The sequence below is a fragment of the Candidatus Cloacimonadota bacterium genome (assembly GCA_011372345.1).
GTDB lineage: Bacteria > Cloacimonadota > Cloacimonadia > Cloacimonadales > TCS61 > DRTC01.
Genome location: DRTC01000152.1, coordinates 1 through 4,424 on the forward strand (window position 1 = coordinate 1; position 4,424 = coordinate 4,424).

Here is a 4,424-nt window from a genome sequence, read left to right on the forward strand (position 1 = left end):
AATTCCAAACCGATACTGACAAAAAACACATCGACAAAAAAAGATTTTCCAACATTGGAAATACCTTCCTGAACCGAATGTTTATGATGTGTCTGACCCAAAAATAAACCGGCAAAATAAGCTCCTGTGATAGCAGCCAGTCCTGTTAATTCAGCAAACCAGGAATACAGAAGCACAGTTGCGATCGCTAATGAGATAACTACATTTTCCAGCAGGATTTTTCTCAAATTCAGAAAAAATGGCTTAAGAACATATAAGCCGAAAGCAAAAGAAATGATGAAAAATATAATGATCTTTCCAAAAGAAAAAGCGAGAGATGAATCCTGGATTCCTGATTTTGATGTTAATCCAAAAATGAATGTCAAAAGTAATATTCCCACAATATCATCGAAGATGGCAGAATTTACAATACATCTTCCTTCCAGGCTTTTTAATTTTCCCAGATCGAGTAAAGTCATAACGCTGACACTAACGCTGGTTGCTGTGAAAATAACTGCAATGATCAGACTTTCGGAAACATTACGATAGACAAGATATGATAACAGAAAACCAAGTATAAAAGGTGTCAGGATACCTCCGGAAGCAGGAAGGAGTGCCTGTTTGGAATCTTCCTTTATTTTCTTCAGATTTGTTTCTAATCCTGCTTCAAAAAGTAAAAAAAGAACTCCGACTTTAGCGATCCATTTGATCACTTCATTCGGTTCGATAAAATGTAAGAATGTCGGTCCCAGAACGATTCCGAGCAGAAGCATTCCGATCACAGGAGGTTGTTTGAATTTACGGGATAAAGCTCCTAGAATTTTGGAGAAGAAAATAATAATTGCCAGATGAAGCAGAATATTGTTATCCATTAGCTGCTTTCAGATTCCTTTGTTTGGAAAGATGCTGGCTGTAGGTCTGAGAAAAAATATGCCTGCCGTTATCATTGGCAAAGAAGAAGAAATAATCGGTTACAGCCGGTTTCAGGACTGCTTCGATCGTACTTCCGGAAGGTGAACAGATGGGAGTCGGAGGAAGTCCAAAATATTTATAAGTATTGAAAGGAGAATTGATTTCCAGATCTTTGTAAAAAATTTTCTTCCTAGATTTTCCGGCTTGTTCAAGGATATAAGCGACAGTCGGATCAGCCTGTAGTTTGTAATTATATTCGAGTCTATTCAGATAAACACTGGCAATTACCGGTTTTTCGTCCTCAACACGAGCTTCTTTTTCTACGATCGAAGCGAGAATGATCGTCTTATAAAAATCTAATTTTTCATCCGGTACAAAATTCAATTGTCCGGTTTGTTTAAAAAATTCCTTAACCATATGCGAGATAATAAATTCCTCGCTGACTTCTTCAGGAAAACTATAAGTTTCAGGATATAAAAAACCTTCCAGGTTTTTAACAGGAAATCCGGTCAGTTTTTTTGCGAATTTCTCATTATTACATAAACTTAAAAAAGTTTTATGATCACCAAAATTATTATTTGATAATTTGCGACAGATCTTCTTAACTGTATAACCTTCGGGGATCGTTATTTTACGGAGAAAAATCCTTCCCTGCTTCAATTTTGCTACAACTTTGACTAAAGATAAATTCCCCTGAAAAAGATATTTCCCATAACTCAAATCTCGATCAGATTCGGTAAATTTCACATACAGATAAAACCAGTTTTTGCTGCGAATTACACTCTGGTTATAAAGTTTCTGAGCAATAGAAAAAGCAGATTCACCTTGTTTGATCTCGATCAGAGTTTCTTTGACCTGAAGGGGAAATGTAAAGAGAAAAATTCCGTAAATTGCGAAAAATAGGATAACAACAATAATCGCGGCTGAAAGCGGTTTCATTTTTTGTTTTCCAAGTAGGATCTCAAGATCAGGGAAGCGGCGATCTTATCTATAACTTTCCTGCTCTCTCTCGGATCTTTTCCCATATTTTTCAGGGCTTCATTTGCTTCCACGGTTGTGTATCTTTCATCAAAAAATTCAACCGGAACAGGAACTTTTTTTTCTAATTCTTCCGCAAATTTCCTGACTTCGAGAGTTTTCTGGGAATCTTTTCCTTCCAGATTCAGAGGTAATCCTAAAATAATTTTTCCCACATTTTCCAATTTTATTATTTCATTCAACTCGACAAAAAGTGAATCATCCGAATTTGTTAGAACTTTATATGGTCTGGAAATTATCTGCAGAGGATCGCTCAAGGCAATTCCAATCCGTACTTCCCCATAATCGATTCCCATTATCCTGAATAAAGACATTTACCATTTACCTGTAAACAAAGTGGACAAAGAATTGATCTAAAAATATTTGATAATAAAAATTATCTATTATTTTCAAGCGAAAATCTAATTTTCTTTTTCTTCAGCTTCTTCTTTTTCTTTCAATTCTGCAATCTGTTCTTCTTTTAGAACAATTTCTTCTTCAATATCTTTTATCTTACCCAAAAGATTCACAATTTCCGGAAAATCTTTGAATTTGTCTTTATTATGAAAAGCTATTTCCCCGATTTCGGTCTGATAATTTTTGATCTGTGATTTTAAACTTGTGATTTTCAGCTTCAATGCTGATGTTTTGCTGACTTCTTCTACTTTATCAAAAACCTTTGTCAAAGCAACATTCGCTTCTCTCCTGATATTCTCAAAAAATGTTTTTTTATCCATCTGCTCCTCCTCTATTTGGTTCTATCTTATCAGCAATTGTTTTTTGTCAATTGTAAAATTCAGTGAAGAGCATCCCCTAACTTGGATAAGCAAAAAAAATTTAACCGCGAATTAACACTAATTTACGCGAATAAAAAAATTGGACATAAATTTAACCGTGTGAATCACTTCTATTAAAGTGTTCACAGAGAGTGATGAAAATATTTTACCCCCAAAGGCTTTCGGGATAAGGATTAAAGAAATAAGTACTAACTTGGATAAACCAAAACAAAAAAGAATTCACCATCCGAGAACACCGAAAGTAAAGAGAAACCCACTCCTTTAGGTGTGGGAATCAACAAACGGAAATGAATATATGATTTATCAAATGGGGTGAAGGTGTGGGAATCAAAAAAGCGATAAAGATATGCATATTGGACATCTTTGTAGAAGAAGATAAAATATCGATGAAGTCTGTAAAACTTGCCAAATTTTTGAAATTTGGCAAGTTTCTTATCTTTCTTATAATTTTAAATTCTCGTTAGATTAATTAGTTTTAAGTTTGGTATCTTTTTTGCTATTGTTTTATGTATTCAAAAAATATAAAAAGGGGAGAGAAAATAATGAAAAACTTATTTTTAATTTTTTTAACGATTTTTTTTAGTGTAATGTTCCTGGTTGCCGAACAAGCGATCGATCTTGATTATGCGAATACAAAAGCTGATCTGCTTGAAAAAAGTGACTTTGGAATGAGAGTCAACTACCGGATTTCAGAGATCAATTCTTTTGATGTGAACACAGAAAAAGGAACTTTTTCTCAAATTAGAATCGAAGGATATTCGTATTCTACAGAGATCGGTTCACCAAAATTACCGGTTTTAAGGAAAATAATTGCTGTTCCTCTAAATGCTGAGATCAGCGTAAAAATGATGAATTCTGAAATTTCGGAATTTTCTCTAACAGATTTTGGGATCAATAATAAGGTTATTCCTGCTCAAGCTTCAGTTTCCAAAAGTGCAAAACCGGAAGATCTCAAGTTTGTCCTGAACGAAGAAGTTTATGCCGCAGATCGTTTTGATGCGAAAGAGATTGTTTCTGTGGAAGAACTTGGAATTATGCGAGGTATGAGATTATTCACTTTAATCCTTGAACCTGTTAAATATAATCCTGCAACAAACTCGATCAAAGTTTACAATGATATCAATGTGCAGGTTGATTTTGTGGGAGGAGATATTTTCTCAACAAAGGAATTGAGAGAAAAAACTTTTTCTCCATATTTTGAGAAAGTTTACAGCGAATTTGTCTTTAATTATTCAGAACCGAATACACGCGATGATCTGACCAGATATCCTATCAAATATTTGATTGTTTCCGATCGCATGTTCGAAGATCAATTACAGCCATTTATCGAATGGAAAACGGAAAAAGGTTTTGAAGTTGTTATTGGTTATACAGATGAGATCGGGACTTCAACAAATGCCATAAAATCATATCTGCAGGATATTTACAATACTTCCGATCCTGCTCCGTCATTTGTTCTATTTGTAGGTGATGTTGGTCAAGTTCCTGCCTGGAATGGAAATACCGGAGGTCATGTTACTGATCTTAAATATTGCGAATACACTGGAGATTATATGCCGGAAGTTTATTACGGAAGATTCTCTGCCAGAAACACTTCTGAACTACAACCGCAGATCGATAAAACTCTCGAATATGAAAAATATGAAATGCCTGATCCTTCTTTTCTCGGAGAAGTTGTTATGATTGCAGGAATGGATAGTTATCATGGAAGTACATGGG

Annotated in this window: 5 protein-coding genes; 1 reads left to right on the top strand and 4 read right to left on the bottom strand. The window is 34.6% G+C overall.

All coding sequences use genetic code 11. From position 1 onward, the window contains the following. The 4 genes from ENL20_02915 to ENL20_02930 all read right to left on the bottom strand — a co-directional run. The coding region (locus ENL20_02915) for a cation:proton antiporter (protein HHE37507.1) at positions 1-851 on the bottom strand (851 nt) is incomplete at its 3' end. After that, positions 844-1,830, bottom strand: a complete 987-nt coding sequence (mltG, locus tag ENL20_02920) for an endolytic transglycosylase MltG (GenBank protein HHE37508.1) — start codon at positions 1,828-1,830, stop codon at positions 844-846. The genes mltG and ENL20_02915, both read right to left, overlap by 8 nt. Beyond that, positions 1,827-2,243: a Holliday junction resolvase RuvX gene (gene ruvX, locus ENL20_02925; protein HHE37509.1), complete on the bottom strand. Its 417-nt coding sequence runs from the start codon at positions 2,241-2,243 to the stop codon at positions 1,827-1,829. Before ruvX ends, mltG begins: the two co-directional genes overlap by 4 nt. Positions 2,244-2,330: 87 nt before the next feature. Then, positions 2,331-2,645 carry a hypothetical protein gene (locus ENL20_02930; protein ID HHE37510.1) on the bottom strand — a complete coding sequence of 105 codons (315 nt, stop codon included), beginning with the start codon at positions 2,643-2,645 and terminating at the stop codon, positions 2,331-2,333. Positions 2,646-3,211: 566 nt separating this feature from the next. Between ENL20_02930 and ENL20_02935 the strand changes: the two genes are divergently transcribed. Further along, positions 3,212-4,424 (top strand): Gingipain R (locus tag ENL20_02935; protein ID HHE37511.1); only part of this gene is annotated, 1,213 nt, incomplete at its 3' end.